Source organism: uncultured Nostoc sp. (assembly GCF_964245445.1).
GTDB lineage: Bacteria > Cyanobacteriota > Cyanobacteriia > Cyanobacteriales > Nostocaceae > Nostoc.
In genome coordinates this window covers 13,775-40,340 of the sequence record NZ_CAXTNE010000038.1, presented here as the reverse complement: position 1 = coordinate 40,340, position 26,566 = coordinate 13,775, and the positions used below count along the sequence as shown (strand labels likewise).

Here is a 26,566-nt window from a genome sequence, read left to right as displayed (position 1 = left end):
TCAGCGCAAGTAAATTGGACAGTTGTATGATATTCTTTATTTATAGGGAATCTAATACCAGAACAAAAACTCCTTAGGTTCCTTTGAAGTGAGTATCAGACCAGCCTCATCAATTACTGGTGACGGCATAACGTTAATCGAAGTGGAGCAAAACCGCACAAAAATCGGTTTTTCGTTTGGCGAAGCCGTTGCCATACTGTAGGCTGGACTGATTTTTCTATGTATCTTCTTTACAGCGGAAATAATGCTTGTCTTGCTGTGATGAAGTGAAAATTTTTTATGCATCTGCTGTATCTTCGGAAGTTTATTGAATTACTAATGACAGGATTCTGACTAATTTTTAGTACCCTTGTTGTATCTCGCATCCCACTAATATTGACTGCCATATCTGTAAGACGCTAGTTAACTTATAGCAAGTAACTGCAATATTTATAGTGCTAGATAGACGGCTGATGTCCACTATCTAACAGCATCAATGCAGTCACAAACTTGGTAGTAAACACTTTCAACAATTACAACTCCAATTTGATTCAATACTCTCTTGATTAGACCATAATCTTGGAGCCGAATTAATAAGTCTGCGCCATTACCGAGGTTTTTATGCGGAAAATCGCTATTTATGGAAGAGGGGGAGTTGGCAAATCTACAACGACTCAAAACGTCGTGGCTGGACTGACTGATATGAGTCGTAAGGTGATGGTTGTAGGGTGTGACTCGAAAGCAGACTCCACCCGGCTGCTTTTGGGGGGATTCCACCAGAAGATTGTACTTGATACGTTGCGTAAAGAAGAAGATGATGTAAATCTAGAAGACTTCCGTCAGGAGGGATGGGGGAAGGCGCTGTGTGTCGAATCGGGTGGGCCGGAACCTGGTGTGGGATGTGCAGGTAGAGGCATTCTGACATCAATTGGGTTGCTGGAACAACTTGGTGCTTATGATGATGCAGTTAGACTTGATTATACATTTTACGATGGTCTGGGTGATGTGGTATGCGGTGGATTTGTCATGCCCATTCGTGAACGCAAAGCTCAAGAAGTTTACATTATTACTTCTGGGGAAATTATGGCAATGTATACTGTCAACAACATCTGCCGAAGCATTCAAAAGTATGCTCCGATAGGCGGTATACGTCTGGGAGGATTGATTTGCAACTCTCGCAAAGTCGATGAGGAAGATCATTTGATCAAAGCTCTGGCAGAGAAACTGGGGACTCAAATGATCTACTCCATACCCAGAGACAATATGGTGCAGCAAGCAGAGTTCCACCGCAAGACGGTGATTGAGTATGCTCCTGAGTCTGAACAGGCGCAGCACTATCGCAACCTAGCAATGGCAATTGACCAGAATACAGATTTTGTCACTCCGAAATCTATGTCTAACGATCAGCTAGAGGAATTGCTGGTACAGTTTGGGTTGTTTAGACACCTCCAAACATTAGGTATCACCTTAAGCTCCACAAAGGTTGCAGATTCATTTTCGGAGATACCTCTTGAATAGGACAATGCAGTAGGGGTTATCCCTCATACAAAGTGTCTGGAGCAATTGGCGATCTCTGACTCGAAAAAGCAGAAAAAACTGCGTAAGCTTCTTACCACCATTTGAGAAATCGGCGTTCTGAACCACGCCAAAATTCGTCTACCTCATTGAAGGAGGAGAACTCATTATGTTGACCGAAGAGGTTTTAGTCCAAAAATTTATCACCGTAGTCAAGGAACGCTGTGCCAAAGTAGGTGAGTTGCTCCAGTACTGCCACGTCGAACTTGTAAACTCTTACTGGGGCTGCCCTCCAAAACTTATACAACATTTTGTTGTTTATTATCCTAATATGCTCTTTGCCTCAATTAATGACAACAAAGACGTTTTCAGAGGCGTTGCCCAAGATTTGGGGATATGTGAGGCTGTTTGCATAAATGCTACACGCATTATCCGCGACCCCGCCTCCAGGTTGAAGGAAAAGAACCCGATCTTATGGTTGGAACTCCAGTGGGTGGCGGTACCAATTAAAAAAGGCAATTGGCATTTAGATCAGGATTTACCGCACTCGGACTAAGTTTTCTTTTGGTGACGTAGCTTACCAACTTAGGCATCGCCTTGGTTAGCAGATGATGAAAAGGCGATGCGATCGCTAAATTGCTAAATAGTATCCAAAAGTGCAAGTATTTTAGCAAATTGCATGTTATGCTTGCAGAAAATAAGCGAAATTGTCAAAACATCAACATGTCTGACAACAAAAACGGCAAACACTAGAAAACCTTGCTTTTGACCCAACAAATTTAATTTTGTCTGCTGCGGCTTTTTCTAACGGAGAGATACAGCCTCATGAAACTGGATGTGAATCTTTGCAATAACCTGAAGTCAATTAGAACTCGCTTGGGCATGAGTCAACAAGAATTAGCTAATATAGCTGGCGTAACTCGTCAGAGTATTGGTGGTGTGGAATTGGGACAATATGCTCCTTCTGTTGCTATGTCACTACGTTTAGCTAAGGCGCTTGGTTGCCTAGTCGAGGACTTATTCTGGTTTGAGGAAGATTTACCAGAAGTTGAGGCAATTATTGCGGGATCAGCCTCTAAGCAACAGCAATCACGAGTTAGTCTAGCGCGGGTTGGGGATCAATGGATAGCTTATCCCCTGGTTGGGAACGATGCTTTTCGGATCGAGATGATTCCAGCTGATGGTGAGACAGTTGCAGTTCCCAATGCCGTTGAGAGTAGCGAACCCCTCCACCCTTACGGGTTGCCCAGCATAAGCAAATTACCATTAGCGACACAGGAGCATAAAGCACAGAACCAGATCGGTACGAATAAAGTCCAGGTTAGGCTTCTAGATGATATAGACAAACTACACAATACAGTCGTGATTGCTGGTTGTACACCTGTGCTTTCCCTTTTAGCAAGAGCAACTGAACGTTGGCATCCAAAACTGCGAATTCATTATCGTTTCGCCCATAGCGTGGCTGCATTGCGTAGTCTGTGCCAAGGTGAAGTTCACATTGCAGGGATGCACTTATACGATCCCCAAACTGGGGAACATAACATCCCCTTTGTGCGGGAAGCTTTAACAGATAAAAGTGCCGTTTTGATTACCCTTGGAGTTTGGGAAGAAGGATTGTTAGTCCCACCAGGAAACCCAATGGGAGTTAAAACAGTTTCCGACTTAGTAGAATTTGGAGCAACTATTGTCACCCATGAAGTGGGTTCTGGCGGTCGGATGCTTTTAGAACGGAAACTCCAAGAAGAAGGAGTGCCATTGTACAAAGTTAAAGGATCTGACCATATCGTTCACAGCCATCAAGATGTTGCTTTGTCTGTAGTCTCAGGAATCGCTGATGCAGGTATCAGTACGGCATCTATAGCTACTGCTTTTGGATTGGGATTTGTCCCCCTTCATCAGGCGCGATATGACTTGGTGATTATTAAAGAATACTTGGAAGAAGAACCAATAAAGCAGTTTCTCAGTATTTTGGGACATCAGTTAGTGCGATCGCAATTAGAGATTCTTGGTGGCTATGACACTAGCAATATTGGGGAAGTTGTAGCAAATATTTCATAATTCGTAATTCGTAATTATTATTGCACGATTAAGGAATATGTCTTTTACTTTCCACAACTCAAGTTAGCTGCTCTGTCTTTCAATTACTAATTAACGCGATGTGCAACTTATCCTTAGAATCACACTGCCATTCCTCTCCCCCACTCTCAGAGGCTTTGATTCTTGCTCATCAACGCTAGTAGGGAAGAAGTTGGGGGTTAGGTCTCAATACAGTTCAGTTAAGCTTTTTTTTCTGCCCCTGCTTCCCCTGCTTAAGAACAGCCTGCTTTAACAGATAAATTTGTTTACTGAACCGTATTGGGTTACGTCTGAAAGAAAGTTGCACACTGCGTCAATTACTTAAGTAAATCAAAATCACCCAACAAGTTAGCCGGCCATGAATCATCACTTCACTATGAACAAACATCCAGTTCAGATTAATGATACAACCTTGCGAGATGGTGAACAAGCGGCAGGTGTAGCCTTTAACGTTGAAGAAAAAATTGCGATCGCTACTTTTCTGGATGCCATTGGTGTTCCAGAATTAGAAATTGGCGTTCCGGCAATGGGGCAAGAAGAAGCAGAGTCGATCAGAGCGATCGCTAATCTGGGATTAAATGCCCAGTTACTTGGCTGGAACCGTGCTAATTTGTCCGATATTAAGGCATCTATAGATTGTGGTTTGGAACGGGTGCATATTTCCGTTCCCGTCTCAGAAATTCAGATTGCCGCCAAGTTTGGGGGTAAGCAGCAGGTAATGCTGGATCTTCTGCGGGATGCGATTAATTTTGCTTGCGATCACGGTTTAGCTGTATCTGTTGGTGGAGAAGATTCTTCCAGAGCTGATCCATCTTTTCTATTGGATGTGGCGTATTATGCTCAAGAGTTGGGAGCTTTCCGGTTTCGCTTTTGTGACACTGTAGGAATTCTCGACCCTCTAAACACTTACAGCAAAGTTCGCTCCCTTGTGCATCATCTATTCATTCCCATAGAAATGCACACACATAATGATTTTGGATTGGCAATGGCGAACTCACTAGCTGGTATTGAAGCGGGGGCGCGATCGGTCAACACTACCGTAAATGGGATTGGCGAACGCGCAGGTAATGCGGCGTTGGAAGAAATGGTGATGGCACTGAAACACCTCTACGGCATTCCAACGGGCATTAATACAAAACGGCTGCTGGAACTATCGCGGTTAGTTGCTAAAGCTGCCAATTGGCCAGTTCCTCCCTGGAAAGCGATCGTGGGTGAAAATACTTTTGCACACGAGTCGGGCATTCATGCTCACGGTGTGTTGCAAAATCCCGGTACTTACGAACCATTTGCGCCGGAAGATGTTGGCTGGGAACGCCGCTTGGTAGTAGGCAAACATTCCGGCCGGCATCTGATATTCAGTGTGTTGCAAGAACATGGAATCACACTCAGTCAGCCAGAAATTCAATCAGTGCTAGATGCTGTAAAGCATCAGTCAGTAAAAGTTAAGCGCAGTCTCACGGTTGAAGAACTCCTGAGTTTTGTTCCCCAAAGGTGAACGCACACATCTACCAAAACATTACAGGGGAATGGGGAGTAGGGAGTGGTGTAGTTAAATTACTTGAAAAGCGCTGTAAGTTACATTGTGCTTTTACCCAGAAGACTTGAATCAAAAGTGAAGTTGGTTAAGAACGCATAACAATTCCGTCTCAGGTTGGCGATCGCAATTCTTATATCAACTGCTAAAATATTACCAATTATGTTGGTAGTAACTATGCCGAGAAAAGAGCAAGCATGGATCACTTTTCAATTGTCTCTAGAAGAACGGCAACTTCTAGAGCAGCACTGCAAGCAGTTCCAACGCACTAAGACTGATGTTTTGCGCTCCCTATTACGTAGTCTCCAAACACAATTACTCAAAGAGCAGACAAAGCAGTTTGATTCTGGGAAGGTTGATCTTGACCTACTTTGAGCAGTGCTGAAGAATCGCTATCCTTAAAGCCAGTTGTCTTGTAACCAAAGAAATTTGTAATAGGGTTGGTAATCCCTCTGAAATCGTAAAAAAGCGTTCAAGTTCAAAAGTTGACTATGACAAATCCTACAAAATTATTGCGAGCGAAACGGCGCTCTGGGACTGGGTAATGGGTAATGGGGACTGGGTACTAGACAAAAAAATATAAGTAAGATTTGCTTGGGGTCTGAATCCCTATCTAAATCTTCCCAGTCCCTAGTCCCCAGTCCCCAGTTCAATACCACTTGATGTCCAGGGTAATCATGATTGGTTAATTCTACTGAAGCGGTTTTTCTACCATGCTTAATTTTGATTCCATTCGTGCCACAACAATGCAAAAAGTCCCATACAATTGGGCTTTGATCAAAAACCTGCTTTCACCAGAAGCAAGCTTAGAACTAACTGCGAGTTTTCCTCACGAAGAGTTCCGCCTGTCGGAGGGGGAAGGATATGGATACTCCTGGGGAAAGATGCTAGCCACAAGCGAGGATATTTCCTTGATGCTCAAATCTAGCGATAATCGCTGGCGAGAGCGGATGGCACAAGGCAGACTTACTTATGACTTGAGACATCTTAGTAAAATCTGGCGACAGTTGATAGAAGGACTGTGGACAGATTCTTACCGCGCAGCAATAGCCGAAATGTCTGGGTTGGAACTAAAAGACTGTGTGATGGATATTGGATTTCGCCGATACAACTTAGGACATCTGCATCACCCTCATACAGACGAGCCGAGCAAAGTTTTAACTCATCTGCTATTTTTCAATCAACAATGGTCTGTAGACTGGGGTGGGTGTTTGCGAATTCTCAAAGACTCACAGCCAGAATCTGTCTTCCAAGATATTCTACCCCTGAGTGATTCCTCAGTTGCGATCGCGCGTTCTGACAATTCTTGGCACATGGTAACTCCGCTTACTTCCCCTGTATCTGAGTCTCGGCTTGCTTTACGAGTTGCTTTTTTTCGGAACGATCGCCTAACTTCAGATTTTGGAGAAACTTAGCTAGCTGCGTAGCAGTCAAGTATTCTTCTATAGAGGCTTAATATGAATAAAGGGCGTTGCAGAACAGTGGGATGAATTGGGGTAAGCAGGGAAAAGATTTTATCAGTTGCTAAATCATCCTGCTTTCTTTGCAACACCGAATAAATGATTCTATGATTTCACGAACATTCTGTCTGAATGGTTCTAAGTTAAACTGTATAGTAGCCCGTGTAAGGGTTGCTTCAAGGGCGGAGGGGCAAAGGAGCTTTAGCTTCAAATGATAGAGTATTATCCTCCTTTTGTTACTTCCGTCAGAGAAAATTCCGAAGTTCATATTTCAAAAGGCTTTTATCCATCAGATATCGATGGGCTTAACGAGTGAAACCTAACCAAGCTGAAATTTTTGATTAACACTGTCTTGCTTTTCTAAATTGACAGAATAAGGATCGGATCGATTTTTGTTAGTTAATCAACTTCCTTGTTTTTCGTCGTTGAGAGTCTCTTTGAAAACGTAAAAAAGTGTTGGAGTTCAAAACTATGACTAATCCTACAGAACTACTGCGATCGCGCTACGGTGAAATTCCCTTCAACTACGAAGTTAACTGGAACGATTCTCTAGAAACACTACTAGCTCACCGTTCAATTCGGTCTTATCTATCTGACCCCTTACCACCAGGAACCTTAGAATGGCTAGTTGCAGCTGCTCAATCTGCTGCTAGTTCAGCTAATTTGCAAACCTGGAGTGTAGTAGCAGTTGAAGATCCAGAGCGCAAAGCAGAATTATGCAGGCTGTCTAATAACCAAGCATGGGTTAATCAGGCTCCTGTATTTTTGGTTTGGTTAGCAGATTTAGGTCGTATGGCTCATATTGCTGATAGTCGCGGACTACCTCATGTGGCTTTAGATTACATAGAATTGTTGTTTAAAGCAGTAATCGATGCCTCGGTAGCAGCGCAAAATGCGGCTCTAGCCGCTGAATCTATTGGTTTGGGAACGGTATATATTGGCGCAATCCGCAATAACACCCAAGAGGTGGCAACACTATTAAATTTGCCACCTTTTGTGTTCCCTGTATTTGGGTTGTGTGTGGGTTATCCCAATCCTGAAGTACAACCTGCTATTAAGCCGCGTTTACCCCAGTCAGCTGTATTCCACCGGGAAACCTATAAATTAGCAGAGCAAGATGAAGCGATCGCTCACTACAACGATATCATGAAAGAATTCTACACTCAACAACAGATGAATGCTGCTGTTGATTGGTCGCAAAACTCAGCCGAGCGAATCGCCACTTTAGACTATTTAAAAGGGTGCAAGTATTTGCGGGAAACTCTCAACAACTTCGGCTTCAAGTTGCTATAAAAGTCTCCACCGTTCGCTTTTGGTATCTTTGCTTAGGAGAAAACTTGTTACCGCTTCATAAAGACCTAAAACCCTTACCATACCCAAAATTACACACTCCACACCCAGTCTCAAAAGATAATTTTGGTGCGTAAGTCCTAAAGAATAAATAGACCCTGCTAACTAGCCAGCCTCAGCAATTCTGCTGCTTGAAACCTTTGTACTAATTTGGGGAATCTCAAGGCATTTAAGCAGTCAACAGGCAAACCAATTAAATGGGTACTCTAGCAAGCTTTATCTTTCAAAAAAAGGTTGACTTGTAAGAATCGCTCTTTGAGAGAGAATTGCTGACCAAAAATGTAGAATTTACCCTGTGAAACTAAAGGAGCTTCAAACAATGAATATGAAGGAATTGTCTACCAAAGACCTCAACAAACTACGCTCTCAAGCCAAAATAATTGTTAACCGAGTGGAGATTTTCGTAGAAACTTACTTATTAGAAACCTCTCTTGATGAGAAGGTGATAAACGAAACCTTACAAGAGATTATTAAGGCTGCGAATAACTTAACAACCGCAGTATCCAAAATTAAAACCGTAGAAACCGTACATGGTGACTTGAACGGTTCAAAATAGTTTAATCGGGCTGAGTGGAACCCCATAGCTAAATAATGGGGATTGAATACAGTACTGAGTGCTGAGTAATCGATGCTAGATACTCAGCACTGTTTCAGTTATAGAGATCAATGAATCTAATTGTCAGGAAATACCATGCTCAAGGGGCTAATTTCAAACTTCAATAACTGGTTACAAAGAAATAAAATTGTCCGGAACCTGGAATTTTTTCAAGACTTTATTATCATTTCTCTCTGCCTTGGTCTATTCTGTGTGATGCTGATCCGACTGGGAGATATGTTCTTCTCCTTTTTGCATCCCTTGGATTTGCGGCAAGTAACATCTGATATCCTGTTCATTTTGATTTTAGTAGAGTTGTTCCGCCTGTTAATCGATCATCTACAACAACAGAGGACATCCGTGACCGCAGCAGTGGAAATTACTATTGTTTCTGCTTTAAGAGAGGTAATTTTACGCGGTGTTCTCGAAATTCCCCGTGACCAAATTTTTGGAATAGCTGTATTTCTAGTAGTGTTAACAGGAATTATGGTGGCTTTACCTTGGATATCTCGTTTTCTTGAACAGGTCAAAATTCCTCACCCTGAAATAACAGAAAAAACACAACTGTTAGATAAAAGCTCTCTAGCTTCTGATTAATTGTAACTACAAATACTGTTTGAAAATTAGTTGTTGATCGCAAGTAGTTTTAACAAATGTATGATATTCTTTATATATGGAGAATTAAAAGTAGAAAATTCTTCAAAAAAATAAAGTACACTCCAAGAGTAGCAATTCTTCTTATGAGCTTATGGCACATAATAATGTCCAAAGCCCATTTAGTCAGGTGGATTAGATTCCAAGCGATATTGTAGAGATTGAATATCCTTGTGTTTCTATTTTATACATTGATTAACTCGTTCGTCAGCATTTACCAACGAGTAAAACCTTTTTCGATAACTTGCTATTCTATATTCATTCCAGCGAGCTTTTGCCTATCATAATCAAGCTACTCTGTGAAAGAATTCTCCTCATCAGAATTGCTGTTGTTATTTAGAAGGATTTAAAGTGCAATCTAAAATTGTTGTAAAAATCAAAAGATTGTGAAGTATTGCTTGTTAAGCACTAAACACTAACTAACAGATGAGTAGAATATCATGCTTGAAAATCTTCTGAATAACCATAATTTACCGTATCCTGATACGATACATCCCATCATTGTCCATTTTGTGATTGCGATGGTATTGTTTGCCTTCTTGTGTGATGTCATTGGATACTTTACTAGCAACTACCGTCTTTTTGAGGTGAGTTGGTGGAATATGTTTTTCGCGACAATCTCCATCTTCATCGCTGTTATTTTTGGTCAATTTGAAGCAGGTTTGGCAGAACCTTATAACGCAGCTCAACCAGTACTTAATTTACATACACTCCTTGGTTGGTCACTTGCAGGAATTCTGGCAGCTATTACAGCTTGGCGTTACGTGATTCATTGCCGCACTCCAGAAAAAATATCAGTTTATTACCTAGCAGCAGGTTTACTTTTGACTGTTTTGGTAGGTATACAAGTGTATTTCGGAGATGAATTGGTTTGGGTATATGGGTTGCACACTGTACCAGTTGTTGAAGCCATAAAGGAGGGCTTACTGCAATGAACCCCGAAGTTATTGAGCAATTAAAGACTCACATGGGAACAAATGGGTTGCCCTACACTATACCCATTCATCCAAATTTAGTTCATCTTACTCTAGCTTTGTTCATCCTTGGCATTACCTTTGATTTTATTGGTGCGTTCTTCCCCCTACAACAACCAATCTTCAAGTTTTTAGCAGTTCCTGCCACTCGTTCTAGCTTCTTTGATGCGGGCTGGTACAATATGCTAGGTTCGGCACTCATCACTATTTTTACGGTAGCAGCAGGTTTTTATGAAATCATGTTGGCAGAACCACTCACTGGGGTCAAAAGTGCCTGGGGATTGGAAGCGATGGAAACAATGCTTTGGCATGGAATGGGTGGTGTTTTTTTACTAGCACTGATTCTTGGAATGGCTATTTGGAGAGGATTTCAGCGTTATATTTGGCGTCAAGATGACAGTCAACAAGTACAGTGGACTTATTTAGTTTCTGGACTATTTATTATGTTCATCATGTTCATCCACGGTACGCTAGGAGCGCAATTAGCTACTGAGTTTGGAGTTCACAATACTGCTGATATGTTGTTGCGCTTGGGCAAAGACCCCAACTTACTGCTGAAGTAATCGATGTTAGTCCTTTATATAAGTACTAATGACCATTGTACAGACGCGATTAATCGCGTCTTTGACCAATGACTTTTATGGCTATGAAAATCCGAAATATTTTGATGTTGGGTGCGATCGCGATCGCCTTAACTGCTGTTAGTCTTTGGATAGGAGAGTGGACATATTCCTGGATGCCTCCTCAAGCCGCAGCAGAATCGCAGCTTGTCGATAAATTGTTTAGTTTTTTAATCACGCTGGGAGCATTTATCTTCCTTGGAGTCACAGGAACACTCATCTACTCGGCGATTTTCCATCGAGCAGAGCAGTATGATACTAGCGATGGCCCGCCGATTGAAGGAAATATCCCACTAGAAATTGTCTGGACTTCAATTCCTGTATTGCTAGTGTTTTGGATTGCCACCTACAGCTACCAAATCTACGAGCAAATGGGGATTCAAGGTCCAATGGAAGCTATGCATATGCATATTCCAGTCTTGATGAAATCGGCATCTGCTGCACCAATTAACAAAGATGCGGAGATAGTTTCTACCTCCCCGACTTCCTCAAGTGTATCAACTGATGCTACATCAAATGTAATCCCATTTGAAGACATTGAAGTTAATGCCAAACAGTGGGCTTGGGTTTTCCGCTATCCAAAAACAGGAATCACCAGCACCGAACTACATTTACCCGTTAATCATCGTATCCGTTTAGCTATGCAGTCCGAGGATGTTCTCCACGGCTTTTATATTCCTGCTTTTCGAGTCAAGCAAGACATTATTCCCAACCGCAACATTGACTTTGAATTCACTCCCATCCGTATTGGCAAATATCAATTGACCGATTCCGAATTTAGCGGTACTTACTTTGCAACCATGCGGGCAAATGTTGTTGTCGAGTCCCCTGAAGATTACAAGAAGTGGCTTACAGAAGTAGTAAACCGTAAACCATGTACTGCAAATAATCAAGCAGCTTCCGAATATGCCCAAGAATCAAAAGAATTAATCAAAGGCTGGGTTACAGTAGCACCCGCACAAGCCCCTGTAGTTAATTACAGCAATTAGTCATTGGTCATTAGTCATTAGTCATTAGTCATTAGTTATTGGTTTTGGACAAGTGACAAAGGACAAATGACAAGTGACAAATCACAAAGGACAAAGGACAAAGGACAAATGACAAATATTTCCGTTGAAGACATTACAGGTGACGCACCTCAACAGGAACCTAGAACAGACTGGAAGCAATATTTTAGCTTTAGCACAGACCACAAAGTTATCGGTATTCAGTATATTGTTACCGCTTTCATTCTCTTTTTAGTTGGTGGCATATTTGCAATGATCATTCGTGGGGAATTGATTACCCCAGAATCAGACCTCGTTGACCGTAGTGTTTATAATGCAATGTTCACCATGCACGGCACTGTGATGCTATTTGGATGGACATTCCCCATACTTACGGGTTTTGCTAACTATCTTGTACCTCTGATGATTGGGGCGCGAGATATGGCATTTCCCAGACTCAATGCTGTTGCCTTCTGGATGATACCGATCGCTGCTATCCTACTGATGGCCAGCTTCTTTGTACCTGGTGGTCCAGCGCAAGCCGGTTGGTGGTCATACCCTCCCGTCAGCCTGCAAAACCCCACAGGAAACTTAATCAATGGTGAAGTAATCTGGCTTCTAGCAGTGGCAATATCAGGTGTTTCCTCAATTATGGGGGCGATTAACTTTGTCACCACGATTGTGAAGATGCGCGCACCTGGTATGACACCCTTCCGTACACCCATGTTTGTTTGGAACGTATTTAGTGCCCAGATTATCCAACTGTTTGGACTACCTGTATTAACAGCAGGTGCAGTCATGCTTTTACTCGACTTAACAGTTGGAACTAGCTTTTTTGAACCCACTAAGGGAGGTGACCCAGTTCTATTTCAGCATTTTTTCTGGTTCTACTCCCACCCTGCTGTTTACGTAATCATTCTGCCGGTCTTTGGAGTCTTTTCAGAGATATTCCCTGTTTTTGCTCGCAAACCTCTGTTTGGCTACAGAATTGTTGCTATTTCATCACTCCTGATTGCTGGAGTTAGCGGTATAGTCTGGGTACACCATATGTACGCCAGTGGTACTTCCGGCTGGATGCGGATGTTTTTCATGCTCACAACGATGTTCGTTTCTGTCCCTACTGGCATTAAGGTATTTGCCTGGACTGCAACGATTTGGGGTGGCAAGCTCCGATTTGATACACCAATGCTATTTGCGTTTGGTGCATTAATATTGTTTGTATTTGCAGGTATCACTGGCATCACCCTTTCTTCCGTTCCTATTGATGTCCATGTCAACAACACTTACTATGTGGTGGGTCACTTCCACTATGTTCTATATGGCACGGTGACAATGGGGATGTTTGCTGCTATTTACTTCTGGTTCCCCAAGATGACTGGACGTATGTACTACGAAGGCTTAGGCAAGTTGCACTTCTGGCTGGCATTCATTGGTACTAACCTCAACTTCTTCCCAATGCACCCACTAGGATTACAAGGAATGTTGCGTCGAGTTTCTTCTTATGCCCCAGAGTATGAATTTTGGAATCTTATCGCCAGTATCGGCGGATTTTTGCTAGGTGTATCCACTTTGCCTTTCATTCTGAATATTATTGGTTCTTGGATACATGACAAGCAAGCACCGAAGAATCCTTGGCGAGCAATTGGACTGGAGTGGTTAGTTTCTTCACCACCTCCTGTCGAGAATTTTGAGGAAATTCCAGTTGTTGTGGGTGAACCCTACGGCTACGGTAAATCTGAACCATTAGTGGCCGAGCATTAGAGAGCAGGCCAAATGTTTGATTTTGCCCTTTGTCATTAGTCATTTGTCCTTTGTCCTTTGTTCTCAGAAACACAAATGATTAATGACCAATGACTAATGACTAATGACGGTCTATACCGAGTTTGTGCAATATATAGGCACATTAACTTACTTTGCTCTCTTTCTCTGTGCCTCTGCGTGAGATAAATACATAGGAGTTTCAAGCAATGGACAGTTCCATCATTTCAGAAGAATCAAATCATCCCTCACATGAGCATACCCATGATGAAGAAGGCAGTAAGATGTTCGGCTTCATTGTCTTCTTGCTGTCAGAGACTTTCATTTTCCTCGGTTTTTTTACAGCATATATTGTCTATAAAACAGCAAATCCTAACTGGCTACCAGCTGGTGTTTCTGGACTGGAAGTCACAGATCCGGCAATTAATACAGTGATTCTTGTTTCTAGTAGCTTTGTCATCTACTTGGCAGAACGCGCCCTTGCACGCCACGACTTGATCGCATTTCGCCAGTTTCTAATGCTTTCGATCGCAATGGGATCTTACTTTTTAGTTGGACAAGCGATCGAGTGGAGCCATCTTTCTTTTGGCTTTACCACAGGTGTTTTTGGTGGTATGTTCTACTTACTAACAGGTTTCCACGGTTTACACGTTCTTACTGGCATTTTATTGCAGATACTTGTTTTTGGTCGCTCTTTCATTCCTGGTAACTACGACACAGGTCATTTTGGTGTAAATGCCACTTCTATTTTCTGGCACTTTGTTGATGTCATCTGGATTGTTTTGTTTGTCCTTATTTATATCTGGCAATGACATTTTGTTGTTAGCCACTTATTGGGCTGCTAGTTATGCAACACCCTTAACTTTGCTCTTGGACAAACTTCAAACGCTAACTCGTATCGATAAAACGTTACGATCGCAGTTTTTTATCAACTGCGATCGCTCTAGTATTAAATAATAAAATAGGAGCCGTTTCTAAACCACGAATAGTTTACAATAACAGAGTATATTTACGAATTACATCATCATTTGTTTGCGTATAATTCATTATGTAATAAATAACATTTGACTATAAAATAATTTTTATTTGTCTGTTTAAATTTGCATAAATAATAATTTAATCAAAATAATAGTTGCAAATTATATGAAGTTATAATACTTAAATTATGAACCCTGTTACGACATTGTAATAGGGTCGTATTTTGCAACTAAACTAACAGACTTGGAGCAACTATACGATTTATGCTCGACAATGTACTCTTGTACCTTAAAACCCTATGCCAGTTGTATTTAATGTAGTAGACGTTGAGGACAAAGAACATTACCTGAACTATGAAGATATAGAGGAAACAAAAGTTGCGGATGAAGGATTACGCAACGATGATTACCTTGATGCTCAATGCTTTTTCGTCCTCCTCAAAAATGGAGATATACTACTTCTGGAAATGGCTAGACAAAACCAAGTAAGTAAAAACTTCCTTTACCGCTTACTGATGCCAGGAGAATAGCCTCCTTTAATGTCTAGGGCTGCCTGGATGCCGACCGTTGCTATTCTTAAATCCATCGTAGACACACGAACCTATTGCGATCGCAGTTGATCCAAGACTGCGATCGCATTCCAGCAAGCATCTCTAAACTACGTCACAATAACTCAAACGAAGGGGTTTAAAGTCATACCAGGACATTTGTTCTATTACGTCAAGTTCCTCTAAAGTAACGCCACGCTGGATAAAAACTCAGATGTCAGCATCTTGTCAAGAATCCTTCTCATCATAATAATTGTCTGGAAAACAACATAAATGGTTGATTTCCTACTCAATCTTGCTTATACTTCGCAATGTAAGTTTTTCTTGCGAGAGTAAAGAATATTGGCACGTAGATTGGTAGGAAATTGGAATGATCAATTATCGGGGTGTGTACAATGGGTGTTTGCTAAGTTTGGTAGCGAGTGTTTGCGTTGGTTTTGGTAGTAGCCTAGTCAAGCAAGAGCCAACTCTTGCACAGTCCCAAGTAAATAAAGAAGCGATGCCTGCGGCGGGCTACGCCTACACATCAGTAGTTAGAAAAACCTCTGTTCAATCTGCTTTAGTTACTAACTGGAAAAGGAAGCAATGTCTAACGACAAGCCGCTTCTCTACGAGACGCTACGCGAACGTGTCTACGCAAAATTCTATAGAACATCCCTTTATCGGCAAATCAGATATATTCAAGGTCAACAGACAAAACTCAATCGCTCAACTCAATCAAGCCACAAGTGATGTAGTGTCGGTTACAGATGTAAAATTGAATACTACTGTTAAGGGCATAGAGTTAATTTTAGTTACGGCTAACTCAAAGAAATTACAAGTTTCACCGAAGACAGAGGGTAACTCGTACATCGTAGATATTCCCAATGCCAAGTTACAGCTTGCCAGTGAAGAGAGTTTCCGACGGTCAAAGCCAGTAGCAGGAATTACTGAATTGACAGTTGCAAATACTGCTAACAATACCGTGCGATTGACGATTGTGGGTAATCAGAGTCCGCCGCAGGTAGAGTTGTTTGATAGTGTTACTGAGGGTTTAGTGTTTGAAGTGAGTACAATAGCTTCTTTACCAGAGGCTACACCACCAACGGCACAACAACCAACTACTATGCCCGAGCAAAACCAAGAGCCAATAGAACTAGTAGTAACTGGTACCCCAGACACTAGGTATCAGGTTCCCGATGCGACCGTAGGAACTCGGACTAATAGACGGATACAGGACATTCCTCAGTCGATTCAGGTGGTTCCTCGGCAGAGTTGGCAGGATCAAGGAGCCGTTAATACCATTGATGCCTTAAGAAGCGTCGGTGTTGTCCAAGCCTTTAATTCGCCGACCAATGGTGATGTCTTTACAATTAGAGGTTTTCAGACCAGCAACATTCTTCGCAACGGTCTTAAGGACTATACAGCAGGAGCTATATCAGGACAAACTCAACTCGCCAACATTGAAAGGTTAGAGGTTCTTAGGGGGCCTGCTTCTGTCCTTTACGGTCAAGGTAATCCGGGTGGCACGATTAACTTTGTCACCAAGCAGCCGCTGAGTGAGCCTTACTTCGCCGCCAGTATGACTTTTGGCAGTTATAGTTTCTATCAACCAACTTTAGACATCTCTGGTCCTCTCAATTCTGACAAAACACTGCTTTATCGCTTAAATGCTTCCTACATCAGCACAGAAAGTTTTATTGACTTCTTTTACAATCAGCGTTATGTAGTTGCACCCGTTCTGACTTGGCAAATAAGTAAGAATACGAAGCTGACTTTTGAAAGCGAGTTCCGAGATCAGCAGCAATACCCCAGAACGGGGCTACCTGCTGTAGGAACTGTCTTGCCTAACCCAAATGGAGAAATTCCGCTTAGTTTGAACACATTAGATGAAGATGCCAGAAATAACCGTCGTTCCATACTATTGAGCTATAACTTTGAACATCGCTTTAGTGATAATTGGTCTTTAGTGAATGCTTTTCTTGTTAGGTCTATAAGATATAGAACAGATAGTGCCAATTCTGGCTCTCTACAACTTAATGGTCGGATTCTGAACCGCACACAGCAAAACTATATAGGAGCGCCTGGTGCTGATGAAGAGTATGCTCTAGACAACCATGTGGTAGGTAAATTTAAAACTGGTAGCCTTCAGCATGAATTAGTTGCTGGCTTTGATTTGTACAGAGACATTAGTCAGTTCGATCAGACAATGCGGGCTATTGGTACTATAGATGTGTTCAACCCCGTCTATGGTCAACCCGTCGGTCGTCTTCTTTCTAGAATTAATCAAAAAACTAAAAACGATCAGTTAGGCTTTTACGCTCAAGATATAGTCTCACTTACTAATAACCTTAACTTGGTTCTTGGCGGACGCGGAGATTTTGTCGATAATAAAGTTACCAACTTTTTAAATACAAGTAGCAATCAAAGTCAATCTGACTTTGCATTTAGTCCTCGTGTAGGTCTTGTCTATCAGCCTATTCCACCAGTCTCACTTTATGCCAGCTACAGTCAATCCTTCTCTCAAAATGTTGGAACCACATTTGAGGGTAGTTTATTTAAACCCAGTACTGGCACTCAATACGAAGTGGGAGTCAAGGCTGATTTCCTTAACGGCAAACTATCTTCAACCCTTGCTTTATATCAACTGACTTTATCTAATGTTTTGACGCCTGATCCTACTCCTAATCGTCCTACCACATCTAATGTGCAAACAGGGGAACAACGCAGCCGAGGCATTGAACTCAATGTCACGGGGGAGATATTGCCAGGCTGGAATGTGATTGCCTCCTATGCTTACACGGATGGACAGGTGACAAAGGACGAACGATACATTGGCAATCAACTAGTGAACGTTCCTGAGAATAGCGCGAGTTTATGGACTACCTACACCTTTCCCAAGGGGAATTTGCAAGGGTTAGGATTTGGACTGGGTTTGTTCTATGTCGGCGAACGGCAGGGGGATCTAATAAACTCGTTCAGTGTACCCAGTTATTTACGCCTTGATGCTGCTGTCTACTATCGACTAGATCACCTTCGCTTCGCACTTAATTTCAAGAATCTGTCTGATGTTCGGTACTTCACCCCCCGAACTTTTAACCTTGTTTATCCTGAAGATCCATTTATTGTGCAGGGAACAGTAAGTTGGGAGTTTTGACAAACAAAGCCTTATGGTAAAGGGATTTGTTCAAAGCGTAGAGAATTCACTTTGCTTCTTACACGGTCAAGACGCGATCGCTCTAACATAAACTGTATCTTCTTCACTTGTATATGCCTAAGTTCTGCTTTGTTGTGCTGCTTGCGCTCTTGGTGGTTTCTGCTTGCAGTTTTTTTGGTTGTCAACTACTGACCCGCGACATAGGCGTTGTTTCCTCAAGTCGAACATCACCTATAGCTTTTCATACAGTCCAACATTTAATGGGTGAAACTCGAATTCCTACCCATCCTCAACGAGTTGTCGTTTTAGACCCGTGGATTGTAGAAATACCTCTAGCTTTAGGATTTAACGTAGTGGGTGTTCCAGATCCGGCTAAAACTCTCCAAGGGATAGGATTAGCAAATAAACACCCTGGTATTGAAGACATTGGTGCGCTTCTTACACCCAACATGGAAAAAGTCATGGCTGTTAAGCCAGACTTGATTTTAGGCACGAAGCGAAACCGGGAAGCTTACAATTTATGGTCTCACATTGCACCTACTATTCTGCTCAAGATAGAAAACAGTGGAGACTGGAAACAACCGTTTATGCCAGCAGCAAAAGCTCTGGGGAAAACCGAGGTAGCACAACGCATAATCGAGCAGTATAACGCCCGTTTAGCCGAGTTCAAACAAAAGATGGGTTCCCGACTCCAAGAGACTGTAGTTTCCGTCGTGCGCCTCATGCCACAGACGATTAACCTGTTAACCAAGGGTGCATTCTCTGGAGTAATCATAGAGGATGCTGGTCTAATCCGTCCTCCTTTACAAAATCTGGATGCCATAGCAACTCAAAAGAAATGGGGCAGCCCCATTAGTTACAATATATCTTCAGAGATCCTCGCCCAAATAGATGGGAATGTTCTATTTATACCGCTCTTCGGCTTCAAAGACCCTACCGAAGCCAATAATGCTGTGCATCAATTCATGGCAGAACCTCTATGGTCAAAGCTTAAAGTTGTCAAGCACGGTAAATTCCATGTAATTAGTGGATTTTATTGGCAAGGTAGTAGCTATATATCATCTAATCGAGTTCTTGATGATTTATTTACTTATATTTTGCACCCACTGCAAAAAACCAGGAGTAAACAAATAAAGCGTGCAAAAGTATAACATCATTTCTTTTGGCGCGATCGCACGAGTCTTTGGTCATCTGTGAGAAATTAAGATAACTTTACTTTTATCAATTAGTAATTATGCTTAAAATTTAGTCAAAGCAGAGGTACGAAGTTAACTCTTGTCACAAATCCATGAATACAAATATTTCTCACTCTGAAAAATACTACATTCGCATTTTCAGTTTAGGTATAGGTATCTTAGTAGTATTGTTGGGTATTTTCGCCAGCATTTCTTATGGAGCAGCGGACATTCCCATTGCCAAAATACTCACTGCATTCACTAACTATGATGATTCCACTGAGCATATAATTATCCGCTCGATGCGCCTACCGCGTACACTGATTGCAAGTATGGTTGGTGCTAGTTTGGCTATAGCTGGAGCATTAATGCAAGGACTGACTCAAAATCCCCTAGCCGCACCAGGAATCTTGGGGATCAATGCAGGTGCAGCTTTAGCAGTGGTGACAGTGGTCTTTGGCTTGGGTACATCTTCAGCACCTCTAATTACCCTTGTAGCATTTATCGGAGCCTTAATAGCAGCCTTAGCAGTTTATTCCCTCGGTTCTCTTGGACAAGAAGGCTCAACACCATTGAATCTGACTATTGCTGGTGCAGCTTTAACTGCTTTGTTATCTTCTATTACCACGGGCGTACTGATTTTAAGCTCACGCACTTTAGAAGAAGTCCGCTTCTGGCTAGCAGGTTCCCTCGCTGGACGAGACTTCAATCTATTCCTGAGTGTGCTGCCCTGGATGGTAGTAGGATTATTAACAGCTTTTGCCTTGAGTAGACAAATCAACGTCCTCAGTTTAGGAGAATCGGTAGCCACAGGCTTAGGTCAGCAAACAGGTTGGATCAAGTTGGCAACAGCATCAAGTGTTGTCATATTGGCGGGAAGCGCTGTTGCACTAGCAGGGCCTATCGGCTTTGTTGGTCTGGTAGTTCCACATCTGGCGCGGGGAGTCATGGGTGTTGATTACCGTTGGGTATTGCCTGGTGCGGCTGTGTTTGGTGCGGGTTTACTGATATGGGCAGATTTAGCAGCCCGTTGGTTAATTAGACCCCAAGAATTGCCTGTTGGCGTGATGACAGCGCTTTTAGGAGCGCCCTTTTTGTTGTATTTAGTGCGTTGGCAGGTGAAGAGAGGATGATAACAATTCAAAATTCAAAATTCAAAATTCAAAATTTAATACTCAGCAAGGAGCCTGTAACTAGAGTATTGTTATTACTGCTATTACTCACGTTCGCAGTCTTGGGGATGAGTCTGAGTTTAGGAGATTATCCTGTGCCTCCAGCAGACATAGTGAGAGCTGTTCTTGGTTTACCTACATTTGACCCAGAATCTCACTTTGTTATTGTTACTTTGCGTTTACCGAGAGTATTAATCTCCTGGTTGGTAGGAGTCGGCTTGGCAATTGCTGGTGCAATTTTACAAGGATTGACACGTAATCCTTTAGCTGACCCTGGCATCGTTGGGGTAAATGCAGGTGCAGCCTTAGCGGCAGTGACTTTGATTGTACTATTCCCGACAATACCCACTATGTATTTGCCCTTTGCTGCCTTTGGTGGTGCTTTTATTGTGGGCTGTCTAATCTACTTGCTAGCTGGTACGGGAGAAAAATCACCTCTGCGCTTAGTTTTAGTAGGAGTAGCACTCGCAGCAATTATGGGAGCTTTCACGACATTAATGTTGACTTTTGGTCAAATCAACGACGTTAGTAGAGCATTGGTCTGGTTGGCGGGTAGTGTTGCTGGTAAAAGTTGGGAGCAAGTCTGGCAACTGCTACCTTGGATAGTTGTCTTCGTTCCCTTTGCTTTACTGTTGACGCGAGAACTTGATACTTTGCAACTGGGTGACTTGGTAGCTAAAGGACTCGGTAGCCGAGTCACATGGCAGAGGAGCAAATTATTGTTAGTGAGTGTGGCGCTAGCTGGGTCAAGTGTGGCGATCGCAGGTACAATTGGCTTTGTCGGATTAATGGCTCCCCATTTAGCACGTAGACTTGTGGGGTCAATACATAAAAATTTACTACCAGTTGCCGCCTCGACCGGGGGATTATTGGTAGCAGCAGCAGATTTTTTGGGTAGGACTTTATTTTCTCCGATAGAATTGCCATGTGGTTTACTAACTGCTGCCTTGGGAGCGCCTTATTTTATCTATTTACTGTATCAAAGGCGGCAAAGATAAATAGGAAAGTAAAATCTGATGGCAGAGTATCTTTACCAAGCGCTGGACTAAATACCCAATATTATTGGTAATATCATCGTAATACGATTTAAATATCTATCAAAAAAGGCGATCGCTAACTTTAAAGAATGATCCATAAGATGCTCTGCTCGGGGATTTTGACTAGCTTGAAAAATCGGATTTTAGTCATTCCCCTGCCAACAATTATTAGTTTGATTCAAAAGCGATGGCTTTGCCAACGCCTGCCTCAGCATACCCGTTCGCGTAGCGTCTCCTTTAGGAGAAGGGCTGTAGGGCGAACGCAACGCCAGCACTACGCGGCGATGCCATCTGTTAGCAGAAGCCGCTTTGCAGCTACGCACTTTCAGACCACTTATGCTTGTAATCAGAAAGTCTTATGGACAATACAGTCCTTGAAACCCAACATCTGAGCCTAACTTACGATGGCAAATCCATCATATCTGGTCTTAACCTGTTAATTCCCACAGGACAAATTACTGCTCTAGTTGGCCCTAATGGGTGTGGTAAATCTACTTTACTGCGAGGTTTAGCCAGATTACTCAAACCCCATACTGGTGCTGTATATCTCAATGGTGCTGATATTTTTCGACAGTCAACAACTAAAGTTGCACAACAACTCGGTATTCTTCCTCAAGGGCCAGTTGCACCAGAAGGAATGACTGTGCGAGATTTGGTTGCACTTGGTCGTTATCCATATCAAAAAAGTTGGCTGCAATCTTGGACACCTGAAGATGAACATCAAGTCCATAAAGCACTAACAACTACAGACCTCAACGAATTAGCCCATAGAGCTGTAGATACCCTCTCTGGTGGACAGAAGCAACGTGCTTGGATAGCCATGACTTTAGCGCAAGATACGCAGATACTACTATTAGATGAGCCGACAACTTTCTTAGACTTAGCTCATCAAGTGGAAGTATTGGATTTGCTGTGGGATTTTAATCAACTTGAGGGGCGAACGATTGTCATGGTGTTGCATGACCTGAATCAGGCGTGTCGTTATGCTCATCAGCTAGTAGCTTTACGCGATGGCACTGTTATGGCTTATGGAACTCCAGCAGATGTGATGACAGAAGAAATGGTGCAGGAGGTGTTTGGATTAGCTTGTCGAATTGTACCAGACCCAGTAACAGGGACACCTTTGTGTTTACCTTTAGGAAAGAAATGATCACACACGGTTTAGAGCTAAAGCATACAACAAGATATTGATGGGTGCAAGAGTTGAAAAAACAGACATTTCTCTACAGACATTTTGTCCTTGGCAAGTTTTTGCAACACAGCCTTTTGCACAGCCAATACGCGATCGCTCTAACATCACCCGTATATTCTTCACTTTGTCAATAGTATGCGTAAGTTCTGCTTGATTGTGCTGCTCACGCTCCTAGTGGTTTCTGCTTGTAGTTCCTTTGGTCGTCAATTACCAAACCGCGATATAGCTGTCGTTCCTTCAACTCAAACATCACCTGCACCCGTCCACGTAGTCAAACACGCGATGGGTCAGACTCTAGTTCCCGTCCATCCTCAACGAGTTGTCGTCATAGATCCGTGGCTAGTGGAAATACCTCTAGCTCTGGGAGTCAATCTAGTAGGTGCTCCAGATCCAACTCAAACTCTCCAAGGGTTAGGGTTAGAGGATAAGCACCCAGGCGTTGAAAACATTGGTGCGGTTCTGACACCACCGAACATGGAGAAGGTTATAACTCTTAAGCCGGACTTGATCTTAGGTACGACGCGGAACCGGGATACTTACAGTTTATGGTCTCACATTGCACCCACCGTTCTGCTGAAGGTGCAAAGCAATGGAGACTGGAAAAAACCGTTTATGCCAGCAGCAAAAGTTCTAGGGAAAACCGAGACAGCAAAACGTTTAATGGATAACTATAACGCACGTTTAGCCGAGTTGAAACAAAAGATGGGTTCCCGACTCAAAAAAACTTTAGTTTCCGTCGTGCGCCTGATCCCAAAGACGATTAACCCCTTAACTAAGGGTGCATTCTCTGGAGTAATTTTAGAGGATGCTGGTTTAATCCGTCCTCCTTCGCAAAATCTGGATGCTAAAGCAACTCAAAAGAAAGCGGGCAACCCCGTTGGCTATAATATCTCTCCAGAAGCCCTTACCCAAATAGATGGTAATATCCTATTTATAGTGCGCTATGGCTTTAAAGACACCACACAGTCAAAGATTGCTGTCAATCAACTCATGGCAGAACCTCTGTGGTCAAAGCTTAATGTTGTCAGGCAGGGTAAAGTTTATGTAGTTGATGATTATTATTGGCTCACAGGTAGCTACATATCAGCTAATCGAGTTATTGACGATCTATTTACTTATATCTTGCACCCACCGAAAGAAACTAACAGTAAATGATATTCAATCTAACTCTCAACAAGCAAACTTTGATTGATCGCATTAGCCAACTTGCACATGAGAAGTTTGCATCTCGCGCCCCAGGTTATGACCACAATGCTAGCTTCCCAAAAGAAGATTTTGCAGACCTTTTTCAAGCAGGTTTAAATGCGCCTGCTGTGCCAACTGAGTACGGTGGTCTAGGGTTAGGGCACGATCGCGATATCTTTACCCTGTGGATGATGACTAAGGAACTGGCAAAAGTGGATTTATCCCTAGCCCGTTGCTGGGAAGGACACGCAAATGCCCAAGTTTTACTAACGGCTATGGCTAATCAGTCTCAGAAAAAACGCTGGTTTGATGGTATTGTGCAGGATGGCGAGATATGGGCGGCTTGGAGTGGAGAACCCCAGTCTCAGATTCCAGGTCAAAATGCTAGCCTTGGTACACATGTGCAAGTGGTAGATCAGGGATACATCATTGATGGTACAAAGGTGTTCGCCACCAGTGCCCCAGAAGCACAGTGGGCAATTCTCTTAGTCAACACAGCAGGGGCTGGGGGATCTCGTCATAGCAATGGCTCACCAACATCAGTATTGTTACTAGCCTGCAACTTATCCGATCCCAGTATTAGCTTTGATGATAGTTGGTGGCAGCCAATTGGCATGAGAGGTACCGTGAGTTACTTAGTTCGCTTTGAACGTACTTTCATCCCTAAAGAAAACTTGATTGGCTATCCAGGGCAGTACATCGAACAAGAGTGGCAAACGCGGTTTACACCTCAATATGGCGCTGCTTTTCTAGGAGCTGCTGAAGGAGCCTATGATTATGCTTTAGCATACATCAACAAACAGGAAAAAGCACACGATCCCTACGTACAACACCGAATTGCTAAGGCAGCAATTAATATAGATACTATGCATTTCTGGCTGCGGCAAGTAGCCACTCTTTGGGAAACAGGTCAGATTTTAGAGGCAAAACAGGCAGGTAATCGTACCCGTTATATAACTGAACAACTGGCTACCGAAACAGTAAACGACTGCATAAACGCTTGTGGAGCTCGCTGCTTAATTCAACCGAGTCCTCTGGAGCGAATATTGCGAGATTTGTCGTTTTATGTATTGCACGATAATTGCGATCGCGTTTTGGCTTCAATTGGTCAAGAGATTCTAGGGCAATCCTGCGATCGTGCTTATTTCAATACCCGTCCAACTCGCCAAGAAAACCTGACTGAGTAGCCAAATTTTCATAAAAGTTATACAAAATAGGAGATTTTTTCATCCCAAGGAGCAGATTTACTGACTTGCTCCCATACAGGACTATACAAGGCTTCATACAATTCTCGTGCCAGTTCCAACAGCCCTATATAACCAGCGTAGGCATGATGGCGTTCATGGTTAACATCTAAAAAAGGAATTTGGGCTTTGAGTGCTGTATATTTACTGCCAGTCCCACTAATCAAGACATCAGCTTTTGTTTCCTTCAGTACTTGTAGTAATGCTTGCGGCGTTGCTTCGTGCAAAACAATGCCATCTTGACCAAGATATTGTTTAATTTTGGCTTTCTCCTCTTCTGTAGTCTTAGCATTAGTAGTAGCAATCACTTCCATTCCCAAATCTTTAGCGGCTAAAATAATCGACCAAATTTTTACACCACCAGTACAAAGAATAATCCGCTTACCTTTCAACCGCGCACGGTAGGGAGCTAGGGCAATATTTAGAGCTGCGTTTTCTTGTGCAATTAACCGTTCTGTACGTTGTTGAAGATTTTTATCTCCTAATGTGGCTGCAATATTTCGCAAGCAATGGTTTAAGTTTTTTATACCGAAGAAAGATTCTTCAATATAAGGAATTCCATAAAGTTCTTTCATTGTTTGTGCCATTGGCAGCACAACATTTGAGCAAATAACTACATTCAACTTAGCACGATGAGCATAGCAAATTTCTTGATAACGAGCATCACCTGTAATTTTGGAAAGAACGCGTATACCCAATCTCTCAAACAGTGGTAAAACATTCCACAAATCACCAGCAAGATTGTACTCACCAATAATATTGATATCGAAAGGGGTAGTAAATTCTGGTTCTGCGGTTCCGATTACATATTTCAATAAAGTCTCATTGCCGATGTGATTACCTAAATTTTTACTACCAAGAAATCCAGGCGAATTTACATATACAATCGGAATATCAATTTTCTGTGCAGCCTGTTTACAGACACTATCGATATCATCACCAATTAAAGCGGTAATACAAGTAGCGTAGACGAAAATAGCCGCAGGTTTATAACGTTGAGCAATATCGAGAATAGCTTTGTACAGTTTCTTTTCACCACCAAAAATGACATTATTCTCGCCAAAATCAGTAGTAAAAGCAGTTTGGTATAATTGAGAGCCTGACGAGAGACTACCATGAGTTGCCCAAGGATTATGAGTACAAGCAATACCACCATGTATTAAATGAGCAACATCAGTAATAGCTGCCATAGAAACCATCGCTCCATCTAAAGGACAATTTCCTTGGCTTGTACCTGGTTGTGGTAGTTTTGTACAAGTTAGTTTTTTCTTGTCACTCAATCTTTTTTGGTTAGATTTGCAAGTAGTTTTATTGAGTGGTTCGTTGGTTGTTACTTGAGTATGTTTCATGCCTTTCCTGGTGTTGAACATTAATACAAAAGAGCCAAGATTTAGGAGTT

Annotated in this window: 24 protein-coding genes and 1 pseudogene; 22 read left to right on the top strand and 3 right to left on the bottom strand. The window is 42.4% G+C overall.

Annotated features, from left to right (window positions below; translation table 11 throughout):
* Positions 1 to 600 precede the first annotated feature (600 nt).
* From nifH to ACFE90_RS09420, 19 genes and pseudogenes are all read left to right on the top strand, one after another.
* Positions 601 to 1,497: a nitrogenase iron protein gene (nifH, locus tag ACFE90_RS09510; protein ID WP_375499870.1), complete on the top strand. Its 897-nt coding sequence runs from the start codon at positions 601 to 603 to the stop codon at positions 1,495 to 1,497.
* A 166-nt stretch (positions 1,498 to 1,663) separates the two neighbouring features.
* Positions 1,664 to 2,050: a hypothetical protein gene (locus tag ACFE90_RS09505; protein ID WP_375499868.1), complete on the top strand. Its 387-nt coding sequence runs from the start codon at positions 1,664 to 1,666 to the stop codon at positions 2,048 to 2,050.
* Positions 2,051 to 2,319: 269 nt separating this feature from the next.
* On the top strand, positions 2,320 to 3,552 hold the full coding sequence (locus ACFE90_RS09500; protein ID WP_375499866.1) for a substrate-binding domain-containing protein: 1,233 nt from the start codon (positions 2,320 to 2,322) through the stop codon (positions 3,550 to 3,552).
* 394 nt (positions 3,553 to 3,946) lie between these two features.
* On the top strand, positions 3,947 to 5,065 hold the full coding sequence (gene nifV, locus ACFE90_RS09495) for a homocitrate synthase (protein ID WP_375499864.1): 1,119 nt from the start codon (positions 3,947 to 3,949) through the stop codon (positions 5,063 to 5,065).
* Positions 5,066 to 5,281: 216 nt separating this feature from the next.
* Positions 5,282 to 5,410, top strand: a pseudogene (locus ACFE90_RS09490) (transporter); the annotation flags it as partial.
* Positions 5,411 to 5,817: 407 nt separating this feature from the next.
* The gene (locus ACFE90_RS09485) at positions 5,818 to 6,519 is read left to right on the top strand and encodes a 2OG-Fe(II) oxygenase (protein WP_375499862.1); all 702 of its coding nucleotides are present in this window, start codon (positions 5,818 to 5,820) and stop codon (positions 6,517 to 6,519) included.
* Positions 6,520 to 7,035: 516 nt separating this feature from the next.
* Entirely contained in the window at positions 7,036 to 7,857 is an 822-nt protein-coding gene (locus tag ACFE90_RS09480; RefSeq protein ID WP_375499860.1) for an NADPH-dependent oxidoreductase, read from the top strand.
* Between the two features lie 376 nt (positions 7,858 to 8,233).
* Positions 8,234 to 8,470, top strand: a complete 237-nt coding sequence (locus ACFE90_RS09475) for a hypothetical protein (RefSeq protein WP_334794905.1) — start codon at positions 8,234 to 8,236, stop codon at positions 8,468 to 8,470.
* A gap of 135 nt (positions 8,471 to 8,605) precedes the next feature.
* The gene (locus ACFE90_RS09470) at positions 8,606 to 9,106 is read left to right on the top strand and encodes a phosphate-starvation-inducible PsiE family protein (RefSeq protein WP_375499858.1); all 501 of its coding nucleotides are present in this window, start codon (positions 8,606 to 8,608) and stop codon (positions 9,104 to 9,106) included.
* 497 nt (positions 9,107 to 9,603) lie between these two features.
* On the top strand, positions 9,604 to 10,098 hold the full coding sequence (locus tag ACFE90_RS09465) for a DUF2231 domain-containing protein (RefSeq protein WP_334847268.1): 495 nt from the start codon (positions 9,604 to 9,606) through the stop codon (positions 10,096 to 10,098).
* Positions 10,095 to 10,700, top strand: coding sequence for a DUF2231 domain-containing protein (locus tag ACFE90_RS09460; protein ID WP_375499856.1), 606 nt, complete (start codon positions 10,095 to 10,097; stop codon positions 10,698 to 10,700). The genes ACFE90_RS09465 and ACFE90_RS09460 overlap by 4 nt, the downstream gene beginning before the upstream one ends.
* 83 nt (positions 10,701 to 10,783) lie before the next feature.
* Positions 10,784 to 11,746, top strand: a complete 963-nt coding sequence (locus ACFE90_RS09455; protein WP_375499874.1) for a cytochrome c oxidase subunit II — start codon at positions 10,784 to 10,786, stop codon at positions 11,744 to 11,746.
* 108 nt (positions 11,747 to 11,854) lie between these two features.
* Complete coding sequence (ctaD, locus tag ACFE90_RS09450; RefSeq protein ID WP_375499854.1) at positions 11,855 to 13,504, top strand: cytochrome c oxidase subunit I; 1,650 nt, start codon at positions 11,855 to 11,857, stop codon at positions 13,502 to 13,504.
* A gap of 206 nt (positions 13,505 to 13,710) precedes the next feature.
* Complete coding sequence (locus tag ACFE90_RS09445; RefSeq protein WP_375499852.1) at positions 13,711 to 14,313, top strand: heme-copper oxidase subunit III; 603 nt, start codon at positions 13,711 to 13,713, stop codon at positions 14,311 to 14,313.
* Positions 14,314 to 14,777: 464 nt separating this feature from the next.
* A complete protein-coding gene (locus ACFE90_RS09440; protein WP_375499850.1) occupies positions 14,778 to 15,008 on the top strand; it encodes a hypothetical protein in 231 nt (76 codons plus the stop codon).
* A gap of 388 nt (positions 15,009 to 15,396) precedes the next feature.
* Positions 15,397 to 18,162, top strand: coding sequence for a TonB-dependent siderophore receptor (locus tag ACFE90_RS09435; protein WP_375499848.1), 2,766 nt, complete (start codon positions 15,397 to 15,399; stop codon positions 18,160 to 18,162).
* 260 nt (positions 18,163 to 18,422) lie between these two features.
* Positions 18,423 to 19,313, top strand: a complete 891-nt coding sequence (locus tag ACFE90_RS09430) for an iron-siderophore ABC transporter substrate-binding protein (protein WP_375499846.1) — start codon at positions 18,423 to 18,425, stop codon at positions 19,311 to 19,313.
* A gap of 137 nt (positions 19,314 to 19,450) precedes the next feature.
* Positions 19,451 to 20,470: a FecCD family ABC transporter permease gene (locus ACFE90_RS09425; RefSeq protein WP_375499844.1), complete on the top strand. Its 1,020-nt coding sequence runs from the start codon at positions 19,451 to 19,453 to the stop codon at positions 20,468 to 20,470.
* Complete coding sequence (locus ACFE90_RS09420; RefSeq protein ID WP_375499842.1) at positions 20,467 to 21,507, top strand: FecCD family ABC transporter permease; 1,041 nt, start codon at positions 20,467 to 20,469, stop codon at positions 21,505 to 21,507. Before ACFE90_RS09425 ends, ACFE90_RS09420 begins: the two co-directional genes overlap by 4 nt.
* 182 nt (positions 21,508 to 21,689) lie before the next feature.
* On the opposite strand, the gene ACFE90_RS09415 is transcribed toward ACFE90_RS09420, so the two are convergent.
* Positions 21,690 to 21,869 carry a hypothetical protein gene (locus ACFE90_RS09415; protein ID WP_375499840.1) on the bottom strand — a complete coding sequence of 60 codons (180 nt, stop codon included), beginning with the start codon at positions 21,867 to 21,869 and terminating at the stop codon, positions 21,690 to 21,692.
* Positions 21,870 to 21,904: 35 nt separating this feature from the next.
* On the opposite strand from ACFE90_RS09415, the gene ACFE90_RS09410 reads away from it, so the two are divergent.
* Positions 21,905 to 22,696 carry an ABC transporter ATP-binding protein gene (locus ACFE90_RS09410; RefSeq protein ID WP_375499838.1) on the top strand — a complete coding sequence of 264 codons (792 nt, stop codon included), beginning with the start codon at positions 21,905 to 21,907 and terminating at the stop codon, positions 22,694 to 22,696.
* Here the strand turns inward: ACFE90_RS09410 and ACFE90_RS09405 are convergent, their stop codons facing one another.
* The gene (locus ACFE90_RS09405; RefSeq protein WP_375499836.1) at positions 22,697 to 22,861 is read right to left on the bottom strand and encodes a hypothetical protein; all 165 of its coding nucleotides are present in this window, start codon (positions 22,859 to 22,861) and stop codon (positions 22,697 to 22,699) included. It lies immediately after the preceding gene.
* A 12-nt stretch (positions 22,862 to 22,873) separates the two neighbouring features.
* Here ACFE90_RS09405 and ACFE90_RS09400 point away from each other — a divergent pair, with 12 nt between their 5' ends.
* Both ACFE90_RS09400 and ACFE90_RS09395 read left to right on the top strand, forming a co-directional pair.
* Entirely contained in the window at positions 22,874 to 23,893 is a 1,020-nt protein-coding gene (locus ACFE90_RS09400; protein ID WP_375499834.1) for an iron-siderophore ABC transporter substrate-binding protein, read from the top strand.
* Positions 23,890 to 25,110, top strand: coding sequence for an acyl-CoA dehydrogenase family protein (locus ACFE90_RS09395; RefSeq protein WP_375499832.1), 1,221 nt, complete (start codon positions 23,890 to 23,892; stop codon positions 25,108 to 25,110). The genes ACFE90_RS09400 and ACFE90_RS09395 overlap by 4 nt, the downstream gene beginning before the upstream one ends.
* Positions 25,111 to 25,127: 17 nt before the next feature.
* On the opposite strand, the gene nifE is transcribed toward ACFE90_RS09395, so the two are convergent.
* Positions 25,128 to 26,516 (bottom strand): nitrogenase iron-molybdenum cofactor biosynthesis protein NifE, encoded by a 1,389-nt coding sequence (gene nifE / locus ACFE90_RS09390; RefSeq protein ID WP_375499830.1) that lies wholly within the window; start codon positions 26,514 to 26,516, stop codon positions 25,128 to 25,130.
* Between the last annotated feature and the right edge of the window lie 50 nt (positions 26,517 to 26,566).

Bases quoted from the DNA above. Each gene is read 5' to 3' on its own strand.
- ACFE90_RS09445 (WP_375499852.1), top strand. From the start codon at position 13,711: ATGGACAGTTCCATCATTTCAGAAGAATCAAATCATCCCTCACATGAG.
- ACFE90_RS09470 (WP_375499858.1), top strand. From the start codon at position 8,606: ATGCTCAAGGGGCTAATTTCAAACTTCAATAACTGGTTACAAAGAAAT.
- ACFE90_RS09425 (WP_375499844.1), top strand. From the start codon at position 19,451: ATGAATACAAATATTTCTCACTCTGAAAAATACTACATTCGCATTTTC.
- ACFE90_RS09400 (WP_375499834.1), top strand. From the start codon at position 22,874: ATGCGTAAGTTCTGCTTGATTGTGCTGCTCACGCTCCTAGTGGTTTCT.
- ACFE90_RS09500 (WP_375499866.1), top strand. From the start codon at position 2,320: ATGAAACTGGATGTGAATCTTTGCAATAACCTGAAGTCAATTAGAACT.
- ACFE90_RS09435 (WP_375499848.1), top strand. From the start codon at position 15,397: ATGATCAATTATCGGGGTGTGTACAATGGGTGTTTGCTAAGTTTGGTA.
- ACFE90_RS09430 (WP_375499846.1), top strand. From the start codon at position 18,423: ATGGGTGAAACTCGAATTCCTACCCATCCTCAACGAGTTGTCGTTTTA.
- nifE (WP_375499830.1), bottom strand. From the start codon at position 26,516: ATGAAACATACTCAAGTAACAACCAACGAACCACTCAATAAAACTACT.
- nifV (WP_375499864.1), top strand. From the start codon at position 3,947: ATGAACAAACATCCAGTTCAGATTAATGATACAACCTTGCGAGATGGT.
- ACFE90_RS09480 (WP_375499860.1), top strand. From the start codon at position 7,036: ATGACTAATCCTACAGAACTACTGCGATCGCGCTACGGTGAAATTCCC.
- ACFE90_RS09420 (WP_375499842.1), top strand. From the start codon at position 20,467: ATGATAACAATTCAAAATTCAAAATTCAAAATTCAAAATTTAATACTC.
- ctaD (WP_375499854.1), top strand. From the start codon at position 11,855: ATGACAAATATTTCCGTTGAAGACATTACAGGTGACGCACCTCAACAG.
- ACFE90_RS09455 (WP_375499874.1), top strand. From the start codon at position 10,784: ATGAAAATCCGAAATATTTTGATGTTGGGTGCGATCGCGATCGCCTTA.
- ACFE90_RS09475 (WP_334794905.1), top strand. From the start codon at position 8,234: ATGAATATGAAGGAATTGTCTACCAAAGACCTCAACAAACTACGCTCT.
- ACFE90_RS09460 (WP_375499856.1), top strand. From the start codon at position 10,095: ATGAACCCCGAAGTTATTGAGCAATTAAAGACTCACATGGGAACAAAT.
- ACFE90_RS09465 (WP_334847268.1), top strand. From the start codon at position 9,604: ATGCTTGAAAATCTTCTGAATAACCATAATTTACCGTATCCTGATACG.
- ACFE90_RS09395 (WP_375499832.1), top strand. From the start codon at position 23,890: ATGATATTCAATCTAACTCTCAACAAGCAAACTTTGATTGATCGCATT.
- nifH (WP_375499870.1), top strand. From the start codon at position 601: ATGCGGAAAATCGCTATTTATGGAAGAGGGGGAGTTGGCAAATCTACA.
- ACFE90_RS09410 (WP_375499838.1), top strand. From the start codon at position 21,905: ATGGACAATACAGTCCTTGAAACCCAACATCTGAGCCTAACTTACGAT.
- ACFE90_RS09485 (WP_375499862.1), top strand. From the start codon at position 5,818: ATGCTTAATTTTGATTCCATTCGTGCCACAACAATGCAAAAAGTCCCA.
- ACFE90_RS09440 (WP_375499850.1), top strand. From the start codon at position 14,778: ATGCCAGTTGTATTTAATGTAGTAGACGTTGAGGACAAAGAACATTAC.
- ACFE90_RS09505 (WP_375499868.1), top strand. From the start codon at position 1,664: ATGTTGACCGAAGAGGTTTTAGTCCAAAAATTTATCACCGTAGTCAAG.